Below are 556 nucleotides of genomic sequence, written 5' to 3'. Positions count from 1 at the left end.
CTATCTCTGGGGCTGAAGTGGGCTGTCAGGGCGAAGTCGGTTCAGCCTGTGCCATGGCAGGTTCGGCATTGGCAGAGATTATGGATGGCTCGCCAGCGCAATGTTTGAATGCCGCCGAGATTGGTATCGAGCATAATTTAGGTCTGACTTGTGACCCGATTGGCGGCTTGGTACAAGTCCCTTGTATTGAGCGCAATGCGATGGGCGCGGTAAAAGCCATTAACGCCGCTCGTCTTGCCTGCCGCGGCAATGGTCAGCACTTTGTCTCATTGGATAAAGCCATTGAAACCATGAAGCAGACAGGCGCGGATATGTCTGATAAATATAAAGAAACCGCTCGCGGTGGTCTTGCTATTTATGCTGATAACCGCATCCCCACTGCTACCCGCGGCGTTAGTGTCAATTACAGTCAATGTTAATTTGACTTCCTCCCCTCCCTAAAGTGAGGGATTCCTACTACTAGACGCTCAAGCCCGAGCGCGAGAATGTTTTTTGCCGCATTAATATCACGGTCATGAGTGACACCGCACTCGCAAAGCCATTCTCTTATTCCTAA

The 556-nt window shown here is 50.9% G+C and carries 2 protein-coding genes; one reads left to right on the top strand and one right to left on the bottom strand.

The genetic code is table 11. The features are described from left to right. Nucleotides 1–419: L-serine ammonia-lyase, iron-sulfur-dependent, subunit alpha (locus Q7C21_RS22705; RefSeq protein WP_375151195.1), on the top strand; the 419-nt coding region annotated here is incomplete at its 5' end. Here the strand turns inward: Q7C21_RS22705 and Q7C21_RS22700 are convergent. Next, on the bottom strand, nt 416–556 hold a 141-nt coding region (locus Q7C21_RS22700), incomplete at its 5' end, for a zinc ribbon domain-containing protein (RefSeq protein ID WP_375151196.1). The two genes, Q7C21_RS22705 and Q7C21_RS22700, sit on opposite strands and share 4 nt — an antisense overlap.

The organism is Pantoea sp. ANP04, from assembly GCF_041982285.1.
In the GTDB taxonomy this organism is placed as follows: Bacteria; Pseudomonadota; Gammaproteobacteria; order Enterobacterales; family Enterobacteriaceae; genus Pantoea; species Pantoea eucalypti.
Note: the sequence above shows the minus strand (reverse complement) of the source record. Positions and strands in the feature narration are given on the sequence as shown.